Here is a 15493-nt window from a genome sequence, read left to right as displayed (position 1 = left end):
CGTGTTCGACGGATTCGAGCTGCGACAGGTGGACGTCGGCGGCGGCGTGACGCTGCGAGTGCGGACCGGTGGTTCCGGTCCGCCGGTCCTGCTGCTGCACGGCCACCCGCGTACGCAGGCGACGTGGCACAAGGTGGCACCGCTGCTGGCGATCGGCTTCACCGTCGTCTGCCTGGATCTGCGGGGCTACGGGGAGTCGAGCAAGCCACCGGCGGGGGAGGATCACGCCGGCTACAGCAAACGTGCGATGGCCCGGGATTGCGTCGAGGCGATGGCGCAGCTCGGCCATCGGAACTTCGCCGTCGTCGGGCACGACCGGGGCGCGTACGTGGCGCACCGGCTCGCCGCCGATCACCCGGAACTGGTGAGCCACCTCGTGGTCATGGACGCCGTGCCGATCGGCGCGGCACTCGCCCGCAGCGACGCGCGGTTCGCCGCCAAGTGGTGGCACTGGTTCTTCCTCGGCCAGACCGCCAAACCCGCCGAACGCGTGATCAACGCCGACCCCGACGCCTGGTACCAGGTCGACGCGGCGACGATGGGCGAGGAGGCGTACGCCGATCTGCGGCGGGCGCTGCACGATCCGGCGACGGTGCACGCGATGTGCGAGGACTATCGGGCCGGCCTGACCGTGGATCGGGCGGCCGATGACGCGGATCGGCGCGCGGGGCGCCGGATCACCTGCCCGACGCTGGTCGTGTGGGCGACGGGAGACGATCTCGGCGAACTCTACGGCGATCCGGTCGAGGTCTGGCGCGAGTGGGCCGACGCCGTCCGCGGAGTGGCCCTCGATTCGGGGCACCACCTCGCCGAAGAGGTGCCTGATCAGCTCGCCGCGGTGCTCCGGGAGTTCCTCGGCGGGCCGGCCGGCCCGATGCCGTCCGGCCCGATGCCGTCCGACGCTGTGCCGTCGGAGCAGGCGGAATCCGAGACGGGCCGGCGCGAAGATCCGGTCACGAGCGGATGACCCACTGGGCGATGCGTTCCAGCAACTCGGGCGGGGCGGCGTTCTCGGCGTGGCCGAAGCCGTGCTCGATCCAGAGTTCCTTGGGTTCGGCGGCGGCGTCGAAGAGCTGGTGGGCGTGCTCCAACGGAAAGTACGCGTCCTGGTCGCCGTGCACGACCAGGAGCGGCGTCGGGGTGATCTTCCCGGCCACCTCGAAGGGCGCGGGCGGCACCGGATTCCAGCCTTCCTTGGCGATCCGCGTACGCAGCACGACGCGGCTGACGAGCCGTCCGGTCGGCTTCTCGATCACCCAGTGCACCCGGCGCATCGGCACTGTGCCGCGGTAGTACCACCGCGCCGGTCCGCTGACGGCGACGACGGCGTCGACTCCGCGGACGAGGGCGGCGTGCCGGATCGCGACGGACGCGCCCATGGAGAACCCGATGGTGGCGATCCGCTCGTATCCGAGGTCCCGCGCCCACGCCACGGCGGCTTCGAGATCATCGATCTCCCGATCGCCGACGGTCGACCGGCCCCCGGATCGGCCGTGTCCCCGGAAATCGAAGGACACCACACCCCCGTGCCGGGCGAAGACCGCCCCCGCCCGGCGTACCGCCGGCCTTTGCCAAGCCCCCGTGAAACCGTGAGCGAGCACGAAGGCCAGGTCGCGCGGACCTGGGTCGTGGTGGGCGTCGATCCGGACGCCGTCGGTGGTGACCAGCTTCACGGCAGGTACGCGTAGTGCTCGACCACCGGTGGCGCGGCGAAGTGCGGGCCGATCAGCGCACGCCAGGCCGGGAAGCGCTCGGAGCCGCGGAAGCCGACCTCGTGCGCCTCCACGGTGTCCCACTCGACAAGCAGCACGAAACGGGACGGCGATTCAACGCCACGCGTCATCCGGGCGTCGCGGAAACCGGGCGTCTGCGCCAAAAGCGCCCGCCCCTCCGTGTACGCGGCCTCGAAAGCGTCCTCCGCACCGGGCGTGATCTCGAATTGTGCGATCTCCAACACCATGACGGCATCCTGCCACGGCGTGCCGCGGACCCCTGTTGGGCCTCAAGGGACCTCGTGAGCAACAATGGAGGCCGACTGGGAGGGGAGTATCCCCCGCGGCGGCTTCGTCAGCACGGTTCGCACATCGGAACCCGGGGCCGCCGGTCACGAGCGTCAGCGCGTGGCGGGAGAGACCTCCGGGGCATCACGCTGCCGACCGGAGGATCACTGCATGAACGTGTCCACGCTCGAATGGACCATCACCCTGGTAGCCCTGGTGGCTCTTCTGCTCGTCGATCTGATCATCGTGGGCCGGAGACCGCACGAGCCGTCGTTCAAGGAATCGACGCTCTGGGTCACCTTCTACGTCGGCCTGGCCGTCCTCTTCGGGATCTGGGTCTACATCTCGCACGGCGCACAGTACGGCGGCGAATTCTTCGCCGGCTGGCTGACGGAGTACAGCCTCTCCGTCGACAACCTCTTCGTCTTCGTGATCATCATGGCCCGCTTCGCGGTGCCCCGGATGTACCAGCAGAAGGTGCTGCTGGTCGGCATCGTGATAGCGCTGGTCATGCGTGGTGCGTTCATCGCCGCCGGCGCGGCCGTGGTGAGCCGGTTCTCCTGGGTCTTCTACCTCTTCGGGGCCTTCCTGATCTACACCGCCTGGGGCCTGGTCAAGCACGGTGAAGACGACGAGGGCGACTACAAGGAGAACGTCATGATCCGGACCGCGCGCCGGATCCTGCCGATGAGCCCGCAGCCCGACGGCGCCAAGCTCACCACCCGGATCAACGGCAAGCTCCTGTTCACGCCGATGCTCATCGTGATGATCGCGATCGGCACGACCGACCTGATCTTCGCGTTGGACTCCATCCCGGCGATCTTCGGCCTGACCAAGGAGCCGTACCTGGTCTTCACCGCGAACGTGTTCGCGCTGATGGGTCTGCGGCAGCTGTACTTCCTCCTCGGGGGCCTGCTGGACCGCCTGGTCTACCTGTCGATCGGGCTCGCGGTCGTCCTCGCCTTCATCGGCGTGAAGCTGTTCCTGGAGGCGCTCGCCTCGAACAACGTGCCGTTCATCAACGGCGGAGAGCCGGTGAGCTGGGCGCCGCACGTGCCGATCTACGTCTCGCTGTCCGTGATCATCGGGACACTGGTCATCGCGACGATAGCCAGCCTCATCAAATCCAACCGGGACGCACGGGCGGAAGCCGCGCTGGCCGCGGCCGCTCAGTCGTCCGCGACCAAGCCCTCAGCCGACCAGCCCTCGGCGGAGCAGCCACATCGCGTACGCGGGCAGGGCTGACGCCGCGCGCGGTACGCGGCCTGGGCTGACGCCGCGCGCGGTATGCGGCCTGGGCTGACACCGCGCGGTACGCGGCCCCGGCTGAGGCTCTCGTGATCTCCGGACGCTCAGGCACCTGATCTTGACCTCGTAGGGTGCGTGAGCCTCCGGAGATCGCTTCGGAGCCAGGCGATCAGGGCGTCAATATCAGGGCGTCAGGCGATCAGGGCGCCAGGGAGTCGATCAGGGTCCTCTGGACACGACACGCCGGTCGATCATGGCCGATAGTTCATGATCGCGCGGAAAGCGCGGCGCGCGGAAGCGAGGATCGCGCGGAAGCGAGGATCGCGCGGAAGCACAGCGCGCGGAAAGGCGCGGAAAGGCGCGGAAGCGAGGCGGCGGGCCGAGCGTCAGAGCGGTACGCGATGAGCACGGACCAAGGTCCCGGCCCGGTCGCCCTGGATCTCTTCGATCACGACTTCTCGTCGTTCGGAGCAGGCGTGCAGCATGATCCGGGTGTCACCGCGCGGGGCGGAGGCGACGAATCCGACGTGGTGCACTCGCTGTCCTGTACGCGCGAAGAAGTAGAGGTCGCCGGGCCGTTCACTGCCGAACGGGATCGGCGTCGTGGCGGCCGCCTGGTTGTACGCGTCCCGCGGAAGTGTCACTCCGTGGCGTCGCCAGGAGAGGTGGACGAGGCCGGAGCAGTCGATGCCGAACGGGGTCAGCCCGCCCCACACGTACGGCGTCTCCCGGAGCATCGTCGCGGTCTTCAACACCTCACGAGAAGTCGCAGCCACAGTGGTGGGCGCGGGTGCCAGGTCGAGGCTGCGCGCCCACAACGGTTCCGGGTGGCCGGGCACGTCGACGGCGCACCAGCCGTCGGCGGAGGTGCGTCGCGATCCGGTGTGCGGCGAACGGCGGAGGCGCGTACCGAGGACGACGGAGGGCAGCACGAGGTCGCCGTTGGGCGCGTCTCGCAGCGTCGTCGCGATCACGGCCACCACGAGGTCCGAAGAAGCCGAGGCCGGGTCGGGGTCCGAGGAAGCCGGGTCGGGGCCGGAGGCCGGGGCCAGCTGGCAGGAGGGCAGCCACCCCGGATATCCCCGGGGATCGAGGTCGGTCGCGGGCTGCCCGGTCAGCACCACGCGGGACCAGCCATCCACAGTGGAGTCCACGATCACCGGCTCGCCCAGCAGCGACTGGCTGACCACGGCGGCCCGCATGCGCTCGGCCGGGGTCAGCGAGGCGACCCATTTGCGCACGTCGGTGACGGGGGCCAGGGCCGGGGCGTCCAGCGGCCGGTCGGTCGTCGGCGCGCTGAAGAGAGTCGCCGTCGCGACGCCGATCCGGGCTGAATGCAGTCCTGGCGGCTCGCCCGAGAGGCTCCCCGGCTTCACAGGGCGACGCCCAGACCGGGCGCGTCGGGCAGGACGACCGCCGAACCCTCGTACCGGATACCGCCGGTGACGGGGGAGGATGCCAGCCACCACGCTGCGTCCAGATCGCTGACCGCGGTGGTCGGGTAGGCCGCGACCAGCGAGGCGGCCGCGCCGATGCCGATCGGGCCTTCCATCATCGAGCCGACGACCGTGCCCAGGCCGTGCGCGCGGGCCAGTTCGAGCAGCGTCCGGGCGTTGGTCAGGCCGCCGCACTTGGCCAGTTTGACGTTCACGAGATCGGCGGCGCGCCTCCGGATCACCTCGACCAGGTCACGCACGCCGAAGACCGACTCGTCGGCCATGATCGGGGTGTCGACCCGGTCGCTCACCCAGGCCAGCCCGTCGAGGTCCCAGCGCGGCACCGGCTGCTCGACGAACTCGATGCCCAGCCCGGCGTCCTCCAGCCCATGGATGATCTTCACCGCGTCCCGCGCGGTCCACCCCTGGTTGGCGTCCAGGCGGATCGTCACGTCCGGTCCGGCGGCCTCGCGTACCGCCTGGATCCGGGCCAGGTCGCCGGCGGCGTCCGTGCCGACCTTCAGCTTCAGGGTGGTGAAACCCTCCTTGACCCGCGCGGTGGCGGCTTCGCGCAGGCCGTCGGCCTCCCCGGCCGACAGGGTCACATCAGTCTGTACGCGGAGAGCAGCGCCGCCCAGCGTGCGTACGAGGGGAAGTCCGGCGCGGCGGGCGACCAGGTCGTGCAGTGCGCAGTCGACGGCGGTCTTGGCGGCCTCGTTCCCCACGACGGCGCGCTCGATCGCGCGGCTGAGCCCGACGACCTCGGCCGGATCGGCGCCCGTCACCAGCGGCCCGAGGATCTGTTCGACGCAGGCCTGCGAACCGTCGATGCTGTCGCCGGTGACCTGCCAGACCTGCGGCGCCTCGCCGAAGCCCGACCGGCCGTCCTCGTCGACGAGTTCGACGATCAGGCTCGCGACGTGCGTCGTACGCCGCAGGGCGGTGACGAACGGGGTGTGCAGGGGGGCGGTGAGGCGGTGCGTGCGCACTTCGACGATCGGCACCAGGCCACCTTATGTGAAGGCTTTTCGGTCCCGCCAGGCCGCCGCCGCGATCCGGGCCACCAAGGCGGCTCCTTCGGCCTCGCCGAGCAGCGTCGTCGTGCAGACGACGAGGGTGAACGGCGGCTCGCCGACCGGCAGGACGACCGCGGCCCCGTGGCGTACGCCGGTCACCCAGCCGTTCTTGACGGCGACCGGGGTGCCCGGCGGCAGCCCGGCGGGCAGATCCTCCCGGTACTCCTGGGCCTGCAGGATTCGCAGCATCGCCGCGCAGCTGTCGGCCGAGGCGGCGGTGCCGTTCGCGATCGCGGAGAACAAGGCGGCCAGGTCGGCCGCGGTGACCAGGTTGGTCACGCCCTCGGCCCGGGCGGCCGCGTCCTCGATGCCCCGGCCGGTGACCGAGTGCCGTGCCCCCACCGATCGCCACACCTCGTTCACGGGGTCGACACCGACGCGGGAGATCACCAGGTTGGTGGCCAGATTGCTGGACCGCACGATCATCCGCTCGGCCAGCCAGCCGAGCGCGACCCGCTGCCCGAGCCGGTCGGTGACCTCGTCGTCGTTGTCGTCGGTGGCGTCGATCGAGAAGTCGCCCGCGCCCGGCCAGACCGACGGGAACTCGTTACGGATCTCGATCTCCTCGTCGAGGCTCAGCACGCCCGCCTCCGCCTGGCGGTACAGCGCCACCAGGACGGCGGCCTTCATCGTGCTGGCCGCGTAGTGCGTGGCATCCGCGTCGCGGGCGTACGCGGCCGGCCCGCCGGCTGCGCCGGCCTGCACTGATCCGGCCCAGACGGAGATCGTGCCGGTGCCGTCGGCGACCAGGGCGTCCAGTTCCGGGGTGAGGGCGTCGAGTTCGGGCGTCATGGTCGGCACGCTATCGCGCCCACGCGGAAACAGGCGCACCCGGCCCGGACGTCCGGCGTCGGTGGGTTGGTCCGCCGTGGACGGGTCACGTATGGTGCGGGAGGTTCGCATCGGAATACGGGGAGGTAGTACCGATATGCGCCGCAGCTGGATGATCGTCTCCCTCGTCGCGCTCTTCGCCGGCGTCGGCCTGGTGGGCCTGGCCGCCTGGGGCTTCGCCGACGTGTCGCGGCAGAGCACCGGTTACGAGACCGCGCCGTCACCGGAGGTGGCCGTACCGGACGACCTCGCCTCGGCTTCGGCGTCGCCGAGCCCGTCGGCGTCCGCTTCGCCCACTCGGTCGCCGACTCGCAAGCCCAGTCCCAAGGCGTCGCCGAGCCGCAAAAAGGTCACCGTGGTGGCGCCGCCGCCCGCGCCGAAGCCGTCCCCGTTGCCGACCGGCGTGAAGTGCCCGTACCACGAGGGGACCGACGCGGCGAAGAGCGCGGTCGGCGCAGCGCTCGAAACCGCTGCGGCCAAACCCTTCTGGTCGACCTCCGCGGTCACCCTGCCGCCGAAGCTCATCAAGGCGGTGGCCTGGCAGGAGAGCGGATGGCAGTCGACGATCATCGCCTGCGACGGCGGCATCGGCACCATGCAGGTCATGCCGAACACCGCCACCTGGATGAACCAGCGCTTCGGGACCAGCTACGACGTGCACACGCTGGGCGGCAACACGATGATCGGGTCGGCGTACCTGCAATGGCTCGTGAAGTACTTCGGCGACGTCTACTTCGACGGGGCGTACTCGCTGAGCGCCGACGACTGCGTCAGCGGTGACCCCGACGTGCCGAACTACAAGACGCCGTGCCTGCTCAATGCCGTCATCGCGGCGTACAACTACGGCTACGGCGCGGTGGACACCGACACGGGGATCGTCATCCCGAACCCGCAGTACGTGAGCAACGTCCGCGCGTTGATGGTGAATTGCACCTGCTTCGGTTACTGATACCGTTCCGAGAGTTCGCGTCGGGACACGGGGAGGAATCCGATATGCGAAAGAGTTGGGTGTTGGCCGCGGTCACCGCGGTGCTCGCCGGAGCGACCGTTGCCGGGCTCGGGGCGTACGCCTTCTCCGGCGACTCGCCACAGTCCGAGGTCACCGTCGCCTCGGCGACCACATCGGCCGGTGAGCCCGACGGAGCCGCGGCGGCCGCCGCCGGCGTACCGAGCGGCGCCGCTCCGACGTCGCCCGCGCCGAACCTGGTCGCCCCGTCGTCGGCCGGTGCGAACCAGCTCCGCAAGCCGCCGACGTTGTCGGGCGCGCCGACCCGCGAGCCTCATCCGGAGCTCAGCCCGCCCCCCGTACGCCGTCCGCATCCGATGTACAGCAGCAACTTCTGCCCGTTCCACCAGGGCGTCGACGCCCCCAAGGCCGACGTACGCGTGGCGCTGGAGACGGCGGCGGCCACGAAGTTCTGGACGACGTCGCAGGTGGACCTGCCCCCGATGCTGATGAAGGCGACCGCCTGGCAGGAGAGCGGCTGGCAGTCGACGATCATCGCCTGCGACGGCGGCATCGGCACGATGCAGATCATGCCGGACACCGAGGAGTGGATGAACCAGCGCTTCGGCACCGACTACAGCGCCCGCACCCTGACCGGCAACACGATGATCGCGTCGGCGTACTTCCAGTGGCTCATCAAGTGGTTCGGCGACAACTACTTCGACGGCAGTTACGTGCTGAACACCGCGGACTGCGCGAAGGATCCGAACGTGCCCGACTACAAGGAGCCCTGTCTGCTGAACGCGGTCATCGCGTCCTACAACTGGGGCTACGGCGGGGTGGGGACCGCGACCGGCATCGTGATCCCGAACCCCCAGTACGTCAGCAACGTCCGGGCGCTGATGGTCAGCTGCCCCTGCTCGGTCTACTGATCCTCGGCCGATCCGGTCTGGAAGGGCCCAGCCCGGAAACGGGGCGGCGCGGCATGCGCCGCCCCGCTCGACACTCTCGCCGGAGACAGCGAACGGGGCGGTCCGAACCAGACCGCCCCGTTGTGCGTATCGCTTAGCTCTGGTGCTTGCGTCGCGCGGTCTCGCGCGCCCGCTGGGTCTGGTCCAGCGTGACCTTGCGGATGCGCACGGCGACCGGCGTGACCTCGACGCACTCGTCCTCGCGGCAGAACTCGAGCGCCTGCTCGAGCGAGAGCTTGCGCGGCGGGATGAGCTTCTCGGTCTCGTCCGCCGTGGAGGAGCGCATGTTGGTGAGCTTCTTCTCCTTGGTGATGTTGACGTCCATGTCGTCGGAGCGCGAGTTCTCGCCGACGATCATGCCCTCGTACACCTCGGTGCCCGGCTCGACGAACAGCGTGCCGCGCTCCTGGAGGTTGGTCATCGCGAACGCCGTCACCGGACCGGACCGGTCGGCCACCAGCGACCCGTTGTTGCGGGTACGCAGCTCGCCGAACCACGGCTCGTACTTCTCGAAGACGTGGTGCAGGATGCCGGTGCCCCGGGTGTCGGTGAGGAACTCGGTCCGGAAGCCGATCAGGCCGCGCGCCGGGACCAGCCACTCCATCCGGATCCAGCCGGTGCCGTGGTTGACCATCTGCTCCATGCGGCCCTTGCGGGTGGCCAGCAGCTGGGTGATCGCGCCGAGGTGCTCCTCGGGGGCGTCGATGGTCAGCCGCTCGACCGGCTCGCAGACCTTGCCGTCGATCTCCCGGGTGACGACCTGCGGCTTGCCGACGGTCAGCTCGTAGGACTCGCGCCGCATCTGCTCGACGAGGATGGCCAGGGCCAGCTCACCACGGCCCTGCACCTCCCACGCGTCGGGCCGGTCGGTCGGCAGTACGCGCAGCGACACGTTGCCGACCAGCTCCTTGTCGAGCCGGTCCTTGACCATGCGGGCGGTGACCTTGGCCCCCTTGACCCGGCCGACGAGCGGCGAGGTGTTGGTGCCGATGGTCATCGAGATGGCCGGCTCGTCCACGGTGATCAGCGGCAGCGGGATCGGGTTCTCGGCGTCGGCCAGCGTCTCGCCGATCATGATCTCCGGGATGCCGGCGACCGCGATGATGTCGCCCGGACCGGCCTGCTCGGCCGGCTTGCGCTCCAGGCCCTCCGTCATCAGCAGCTCGGAGATGCGGACGCGCTCGGTCGTGCCGTCGGTCTTGCACCACGCGACGGACTGCCCCTTGCGGATGACGCCCTCCCGTACGCGGCACAGCGCGAGCCGGCCCAGGAACGGCGAGGCGTCGAGGTTGGTGACGTGCGCCTGGAGCGGCGCGTCCTCGGTGTACGTCGGCGCCGGGATGGTGTCGAGCAGCGTCTGGAACAACGGCTGCAGCGTGTCCGAGTCGGTCGGGACCTTGCCGTCCTCCGGCTGGCTCAGCGAGGCGATGCCGTCGCGGGCGCAGGCGTACACGATCGGGAAGTCGATCTGCGACTCGTCCGCGTCGAGGTCGAGGAACAGCTCATAGGTGTCGTCCACGACCTCCTTGATCCGGGCGTCGGGACGGTCGACCTTGTTGATCACGAGGATGATCGGCAGCTTGGCCTTGAGCGCCTTGCGCAGCACGAACCGGGTCTGCGGCAGCGGCCCCTCCGACGCGTCGACGAGCAGCACGACGCCGTCGACCATGGTCAGGCCGCGCTCGACCTCACCGCCGAAGTCGGCGTGGCCGGGGGTGTCGATGATGTTGATCGTGACGGATTCGCCGTCCGCGCCCTGGTAGTGGACCGCGGTGTTCTTCGCGAGAATGGTGATGCCCTTCTCGCGTTCGAGGTCCATCGAGTCCATCACCCGGTCGGCCATCTCGCCGCGGGTGTGGATCGCCCCGCCCTGCTTGAGCATGGCGTCGACGAGCGTGGTCTTGCCGTGGTCGACGTGCGCGACGATCGCGACGTTACGGAGATCCGGGCGGGTCAGCATACCGACCATTGTTCCGGGTGGACCACCATGATCTGGCATCGGGGGCGGGGTTAGCGGCGAACATCACGCCGTTCTCGCACTTTATGGGCATTACCCGGTTATCGTCGATTTATGACAGGTCTGCGAAGGTTTGTCGCGATTGCTCTCTTTGTCGTACTCCTGCCATCGCCCGCCATGGCGGCGACGGCAGGCCCCGGCCGCGCGGTGGTCCATTCCAAGGTCGGGCTCAACGTCCGCTCCGGGCCGCATCTCCGGGACCGCGTGCTGTCCCGGCTCGCGCACCATCAGGCCGTCTCGATCGCCTGCCGCGTACGCGGACAGCAGATCGTCGGCTCGGTCCGCACGACCACGACGTGGGTACGCCTGACGAACGGCGGGTACGCCTCCGACGCCTTCCTCGCGTGGGCCACTCGGCGGGCGTCGACACCGACGTGTTCGGCGCTTTCGGGTGCCTTCGTAAACCTCTCTTTCCCGCTGAACGTGCGGTCGGGGCCGGCCACCTCGCACGCCATCGTCGGTTCGGTCGGCCCGGGTGCTGCCGTACGCCCGATCTGCCGGGTCTGGTCACAGAGCATCAGCGGCAATCCGGTGTGGTACCAGCTCGGCGTACGCCGGTTCGTGACGGCGGCCTTCGTCCGCTGGCCCAACGGCGAACCGCGGCTGCCGTGGTGCGGTGCGGCACCGCCGTCGGCACCGTCGTCGAACAAGGCGTTCCTGGCTTCCGTCATCGGACCGGCGCAGGCGAGCGCCCGCACGTGGAAGGTGCCCGCCTCGGTGACCATCGCGCAGGCGATCCTCGAATCCGGGTGGGGCCGCAGCCCGCTGGCGGTCACCGAACACAACCTGTTCGGCATGAAATGCTTCGGCGACCCCGGCCCGATCGCGATCGGCTGCTCGACCTACGCCACCCGCGAATGCTCCGCTTCCCGGTGTTACTCCACTCGGGACGCCTTCCGTTCCTATCGGCGCGTGAGCGACGCGTTCGCCGACCACGGGCGGGCGCTGGCCCGGCTGTCGCACTACAAGACAGCCATGAAGTACGCGGCCTCACCCGACCGGTTCGCCCTGGAACTCCAGCGCGCCGGTTACGCGACCTCTCCGGCGTACGCCGCGCACCTTGTCCGCGTCATGCGGGACAACAACCTCTACCGCTACGACGTCGCCCTCCGCGCCTGACCGGTCGGCGTTAAGCTGCCGCGGTGTCGTTCGTCGCCAGCCTTTTCGTCCTGCCGGTCGATCAGCTTCCCGCGTTGGCGGATCGCGCCGAGCGGGCCTACGACTTCTTGATCGCGACGGCGGACGAGGTCGACACCGACAGCTTCCCGTGGTCCGGCTACGGCCTGGTATTGACCGTGACATACCTGGATGAGCAGGGCGTCGACCTGATGGCCACCCCCCATCGGGAGGTGGCGTACCGCCTCTCCGACGGCTGGGGTTTCACTCTGCTACTGACCAGCGAGCACCAGAAACATCTCCCGGCCCTCGACCCCGCGCGTTACCCCGCCGACGAGCTGCGGGAGTACTTCGCCGGGATGGGCACGGAGATGGACCCGGCAGCCGCCGGCGAGCTGGCCCGCGATGCGTTCTCGTTGCTGCAGACGCCGCTCGCCGCTCTGGCCGACGATCAGGTGTTGATCGTTCACGTGGGGTGACCTTGACTGGTTTCTGCTGCCAGGGCGACGTTTGCCGTTCAAGGTCAACCGCCTGAAAGTGATCTAGGCGCGAAATGGTTGGCCAGGCGACCGCTTTCGCCTAGATCGGCTTGTTGCGCGCGGGCGGCACGGGGTCAGCGGACGTAGGACGGGTTGGCGAGCGCCCACGTCGGCACGGTGTCGCTTTCGACCGACTCCCACAGCTCGGTCGCCTTGACGGTGTCGGACTTGACCACGCTCTGGCCGTCGATGGTCGGCGTGCTGCCGGTCGGGTTTGTGACGAAGGTGACGTCCGAGCTGCCGATCGTGCGCAGCGCCCAGGCCAGGTTCAGCGGCGACAACGTGTCGTCGACGGTGACCGCGCTCGCGGTGGCGTTGAGGAACGCCGTCAGCTTGCCGAGGTCGGTGACCGTTCCGGTGCTGGTCGCCTTGTCCATGACCGCCTTGATGATCTGGTGCTGGTGGGCGATCCGGGCGAAGTCCCCGTCGGGGAACTGCTTCCGCTGGCGCGCGTAGTCGAGTGCGGTCGCGCCGTCCATGTGGGTGGTGGTGCCCGCGGCGTTCTTCGTGAACTTCCGGTACGGCGCGTGGATCGAGGTGAACGTCTTGTCGACCTTGATGTCGATGCCGCCGACGGCGTCGATGATCTCCTTGAAGCCCGCGAAGTCGATCATCATCACGTGGTCGAGCTGCAGACCGGTGAACTTCTCGACGGTCTGCACCATCAGATCCGCGCCGCCCCAGGCGTACGCACTGTTGATCTTGGCGAATTCGCCGCCTTCGCCGTCAGTGGACTCGGGGACGTAGACCCAGGTGTCGCGGGGGATCGAGACGAGTTGGACGTTCTTGTGGTCCGCGCTGATGTGCGCCACCATGATCGTGTCCGTACGCGAGCCGCTGGTCTGGTCGGGGTCGCGCGAGTCGCTGCCGAGCAGCAGGATGTTCATCGCGCCCTCGGCGATGCCTTCGGGGGTGGACTGCTTGGCGTCGCTCAGTGCGGCGACGGAGATGCGGTCCACCTTCTTGTCGACGTTGCGGAGGTAGAGCCAGCCGCCGGCGCCGGCCGCACCCGCCAGCACCACGACGGCGAGGCCGCCGGCGATGACGAATCGCCGTACCCGCCGCCGGGTCCGTGATCTGGACGTATAGACCGATCCATCTGCCATGGGGCGCAACGCTAGCCGGGTTGCCTCGGGGCGACCATGAATGTTTGCTGAGACCAACGCCACTGTCCGGACTTATCGTGCAGTGACGGCAACGTCGGATTTGCGTTGAATAGGGCATGAAGTTCGTCGGCCTCGCCGGTCTCGGCCTGCTCCTCGGAACGTTCGCCCTGGCCAGCCCGGCTACCGCCGCCCGCGCCCCAGAAGTAGTCGGGGTGAAACCGGAAGCCGTCGAAATGAAAGCGGAGGCGATCGTGCGGGCCCCCGGCGGCCTCAACGTACGCTCCGGCGCCGCGACCGACCGGCCGATCCTCGGCACCGTGGACAACGGTTCCAAGGTCCGAGTCGTCTGCCAGGTCTGGGGCCAGCAGGTGAAGGGGAGCCGGCGGACGGCGGCGTTGTGGGATCGGCTGGACTGGGGCCACGGCCACGTCGCCGACGGTTTCCTGGAGTGGCCGACCGGCCGCCCGGCCCTGCCCTGGTGCGGTGACCCGCCGGTGGACGCGACGTCGTCCGCCGTCGACATCACCTCAGGCCGCCTCAACGTCCGGTCCGGACCGGGCACCAAGCACTCCACTGTCGGCTCGCTCGGCGACGCGGCCGGGGTGCGGGTCGAGTGCCGCCGTTGGGGCAGCACAGTCGACGGCAACGCGGTATGGGACCAGATCGGCCCCGGCCGCTTCGTCGCCGACAAGTACGTCCGCTGGTCCCCGGCGAAGCCGCGGTATCCCTGGTGCGGGCAGGCCCCGGCGACGGTCCCGGCGGCGACGAAGGACGCCTTCTTCGCCCGGGTCGCCGGACCGGCCCAGGCGAGCGCCCGGAAGTGGAAGGTGCCCGCCTCGGTCACCATCGCCCAGGCCGTCCTGGAATCCGGCTGGGGCCGCAGCACGCTCACCCGCGTCGACCACAGCTACTTCGGGATGAAGTGCTTCGGCGGACCCGGCCCCATCGCGGTGGGCTGCTCGACCTACGTCACGCAAGAATGCGCGAACGGCAAGTGCGGCTCAACCCGGGCATCGTTCCGGGCGTACCGGGCGATGGGCGACTCCTTCGACGACCACGGACGGCAGCTGGCCACGCTGGCGCGCTACGAGACCGCGATGAAGTACGCCGCCGACCCGGAGCGGTTCGCCCGCGAGATCCACAAAGCCGGGTACGCAACCTCACCCACGTACGCGAACAACCTCATCGACCTGATCCGCCGCTACGACCTGACCAAGTACGACCGCCTCTCCTGACGTAGGCTGTCCGCCACACACTGGGAGGCGCGATGCTTCGCGAATGGTGGACGGCGGCCGTCGCCTGGCTGGCGGAAGGCGGCCGGCGATGGTGGGTGACGACAGTGGCCGGTGTGGTCGTCGTCCTCGTCGCTTGGTGGATCTCGCCGTCCGGCGCGCCCGAGTCGCCCCGCGCCCGCCAGTATGCCGAGTTCACCGTCTGCCTGCTTACCGACGACAAGGGAATCGACGGACCTGATGCCGCACCCGTGTGGGCGTCCATATCGAAGGCCGCCCAAGAGCGTCACGTAATGGCGCAGTACGTCCGTGTGGTAGGAGAGCCGACCGCGGAAAACGCGTCGACGTTTCTCGGTGGGCTCGCGAGCGGTCAATGCGATCTCCTCTTCGCCGTCGGGCCGGCGCAGGTGGCTGCCGTCGATCAGGGCGCGTCCCGCTTCCCCGACGTTCGGTTCATTACCGTGAACTCCGGACGCCCCACGACCAATGTGTCGCGTGTGGACGGTGGTGATTGGGGTGCGATCGTGCAGATCGTGACATCAGCCGCGCCGACCGCGCAGCCGACGGCCGGATGGTAACCGCTCGCTAGCAGGGCGTTTTCGGCAGAGTATTGCGCAGCCTGTGATCTTGCTGGAAACTCCTCCTCACTTTGCTTCGCAACGGGGAGGGCCGCATGACAGGGCTCGGCGAGGGTCACTTTGCCGTACCGTCTTCCATGTCCGCCGGTCGGCGTACCGGTGGTCGCTTCCGCCGACGGACCTGCCTGTTGGTGGCAGTCGTCTTTCTCGCCTCGGTCGGCGTTCCAGCGGATGTCATTCCTGCTGGCGGCTCGTTCCCCCTGGACGGCCTGTGGTCCTGGCTCCGGCAGGCGCGTGCCGCCGCGGCTCAGGCCATTCCGGGCCTGCCCCAGCTCACCAGCGGGAGTGTGGCCGCGCCGGCGCTATCGACGGCGTGGCGCGATCCCAAGCACCCTGC

Annotated in this window: 14 protein-coding genes and 1 pseudogene; 8 read left to right on the top strand and 7 right to left on the bottom strand. The window is 69.4% G+C overall.

Features of this window, described 5'->3' with window-relative positions; all coding sequences use genetic code 11:
• The first annotated feature begins 1 nt into the window (after position 1).
• A complete protein-coding gene (locus tag AB0H43_RS29225) occupies positions 2 to 967 on the top strand; it encodes an alpha/beta hydrolase (protein WP_360004509.1) in 966 nt (321 codons plus the stop codon).
• On the opposite strand, the gene AB0H43_RS29220 is transcribed toward AB0H43_RS29225, so the two are convergent.
• On the bottom strand, positions 954 to 1673 hold the full coding sequence (locus AB0H43_RS29220; protein ID WP_360004507.1) for an alpha/beta fold hydrolase: 720 nt from the start codon (positions 1671 to 1673) through the stop codon (positions 954 to 956). The two genes, AB0H43_RS29225 and AB0H43_RS29220, sit on opposite strands and share 14 nt — an antisense overlap.
• On the bottom strand, positions 1670 to 1960 hold the full coding sequence (locus tag AB0H43_RS29215; protein WP_360004505.1) for an antibiotic biosynthesis monooxygenase: 291 nt from the start codon (positions 1958 to 1960) through the stop codon (positions 1670 to 1672). Before AB0H43_RS29215 ends, AB0H43_RS29220 begins: the two co-directional genes overlap by 4 nt.
• Positions 1961 to 2171: 211 nt before the next feature.
• Between AB0H43_RS29215 and AB0H43_RS29210 the strand changes: the two are divergent.
• Positions 2172 to 3137 (top strand): annotated as a pseudogene (locus tag AB0H43_RS29210) (TerC family protein); the annotation flags it as partial.
• Between the two features lie 497 nt (positions 3138 to 3634).
• Here AB0H43_RS29210 and AB0H43_RS29205 read toward each other — a convergent pair.
• The 3 genes from AB0H43_RS29205 to AB0H43_RS29195 are packed head-to-tail and all read right to left on the bottom strand — an operon-like array spanning position 3635 to position 6552.
• On the bottom strand, positions 3635 to 4624 hold the full coding sequence (locus AB0H43_RS29205) for a C40 family peptidase (RefSeq protein ID WP_360004503.1): 990 nt from the start codon (positions 4622 to 4624) through the stop codon (positions 3635 to 3637).
• Positions 4621 to 5688 (bottom strand): dipeptide epimerase, encoded by a 1068-nt coding sequence (locus AB0H43_RS29200; protein ID WP_360004501.1) that lies wholly within the window; start codon positions 5686 to 5688, stop codon positions 4621 to 4623. The genes AB0H43_RS29205 and AB0H43_RS29200 overlap by 4 nt, the downstream gene beginning before the upstream one ends.
• A gap of 9 nt (positions 5689 to 5697) precedes the next feature.
• Positions 5698 to 6552, bottom strand: a complete 855-nt coding sequence (locus AB0H43_RS29195) for a serine hydrolase (protein ID WP_360004499.1) — start codon at positions 6550 to 6552, stop codon at positions 5698 to 5700.
• Between the two features lie 136 nt (positions 6553 to 6688).
• Between AB0H43_RS29195 and AB0H43_RS29190 the strand changes: the two genes are divergently transcribed.
• Together AB0H43_RS29190 and AB0H43_RS29185 are read left to right on the top strand one after the other, a co-directional pair.
• Positions 6689 to 7540, top strand: coding sequence for a lytic transglycosylase domain-containing protein (locus AB0H43_RS29190; RefSeq protein ID WP_360004497.1), 852 nt, complete (start codon positions 6689 to 6691; stop codon positions 7538 to 7540).
• A gap of 44 nt (positions 7541 to 7584) precedes the next feature.
• Positions 7585 to 8469 carry a lytic transglycosylase domain-containing protein gene (locus AB0H43_RS29185; RefSeq protein WP_360004495.1) on the top strand — a complete coding sequence of 295 codons (885 nt, stop codon included), beginning with the start codon at positions 7585 to 7587 and terminating at the stop codon, positions 8467 to 8469.
• 133 nt (positions 8470 to 8602) lie between these two features.
• On the opposite strand, the gene typA is transcribed toward AB0H43_RS29185, so the two are convergent.
• Positions 8603 to 10468, bottom strand: a complete 1866-nt coding sequence (typA, locus tag AB0H43_RS29180) for a translational GTPase TypA (protein WP_360004493.1) — start codon at positions 10466 to 10468, stop codon at positions 8603 to 8605.
• 174 nt (positions 10469 to 10642) lie between these two features.
• On the opposite strand from typA, the gene gsmA (AB0H43_RS29175) reads away from it, so the two are divergent.
• On the top strand, positions 10643 to 11644 hold the full coding sequence (gene gsmA, locus AB0H43_RS29175; RefSeq protein WP_360004491.1) for a sporangiospore maturation cell wall hydrolase GsmA: 1002 nt from the start codon (positions 10643 to 10645) through the stop codon (positions 11642 to 11644).
• A gap of 23 nt (positions 11645 to 11667) precedes the next feature.
• The gene (locus AB0H43_RS29170) at positions 11668 to 12120 is read left to right on the top strand and encodes a hypothetical protein (RefSeq protein ID WP_360004489.1); all 453 of its coding nucleotides are present in this window, start codon (positions 11668 to 11670) and stop codon (positions 12118 to 12120) included.
• 134 nt (positions 12121 to 12254) lie between these two features.
• Here AB0H43_RS29170 and AB0H43_RS29165 read toward each other — a convergent pair whose 3' ends face one another.
• Positions 12255 to 13286: an LCP family protein gene (locus AB0H43_RS29165; RefSeq protein ID WP_360004487.1), complete on the bottom strand. Its 1032-nt coding sequence runs from the start codon at positions 13284 to 13286 to the stop codon at positions 12255 to 12257.
• Positions 13287 to 13402: 116 nt separating this feature from the next.
• On the opposite strand from AB0H43_RS29165, the gene gsmA (AB0H43_RS29160) reads away from it, so the two are divergent.
• Both gsmA (AB0H43_RS29160) and AB0H43_RS29155 read left to right on the top strand, forming a co-directional pair.
• Positions 13403 to 14521, top strand: coding sequence for a sporangiospore maturation cell wall hydrolase GsmA (gene gsmA / locus AB0H43_RS29160; RefSeq protein ID WP_360004485.1), 1119 nt, complete (start codon positions 13403 to 13405; stop codon positions 14519 to 14521).
• Between the two features lie 113 nt (positions 14522 to 14634).
• Entirely contained in the window at positions 14635 to 15096 is a 462-nt protein-coding gene (locus AB0H43_RS29155) for a BMP family ABC transporter substrate-binding protein (RefSeq protein WP_360004484.1), read from the top strand.
• The last annotated feature ends 397 nt before the right edge of the window (positions 15097 to 15493 follow it).

Origin of the sequence: Hamadaea sp. NPDC050747, assembly GCF_040654195.1 — a bacterium.
GTDB lineage: Bacteria > Actinomycetota > Actinomycetes > Mycobacteriales > Micromonosporaceae > Hamadaea.
Note: the sequence above shows the minus strand (reverse complement) of the source record. Positions and strands in the feature narration are given on the sequence as shown.